This is a genomic window from Citrobacter sp. VF227 (assembly GCF_052950715.1).
Genome location: NZ_JBRFVF010000379.1, coordinates 1 through 472 on the forward strand (window position 1 = coordinate 1; position 472 = coordinate 472).

General features: G+C 53.4%; 1 pseudogene. It reads right to left on the minus strand.

Annotation, left to right across the window (positions count from 1 at the left end):
- Window positions 1-472: pseudogene (rsmH, locus tag ACU8YC_RS26855) on the minus strand (16S rRNA (cytosine(1402)-N(4))-methyltransferase RsmH); the annotation flags it as partial.

Below are 472 nucleotides of genomic sequence, written 5' to 3' on the forward strand. Positions count from 1 at the left end.
GACCGCCTGGTGCCAGCACGCTGAGCGAGCTTTTTAACGCCTGCTATATCTACTCCAGTTCACTGTTCACCCAAATGCAAACCGACTGGAAGGTACGGGTCGCGGAATGTTTGAATTTGTCGTTCACCGGAATTGACGACGCAATCACTTCCGCCAGCTCTTTGGTGCGGGTCATCGGTTCGATGCGATTGCGCTCTACGATGGCGCGAGCAATGCGTTTGACGAAGCGCTCTTCGCCAAAGGTTTTAATCACCCAGGCAATGTCTGCTTCATCGGCGGTTTGCAGCCATTCAGCTGCTGACTGACCACGTGTTGTGTCCATACGCATATCTAATGGACCGTAACGCATAAATGGGAATCCGCGTTCCGCATCATCAAGCTGCGGAGAAGAAACCCCAAGATCGAGAAGAATCCCGTCGATCTTACCGGTCAGTCCGCGTTCGGCGACATAGTCAGCCAGCGCAGAAAAAGG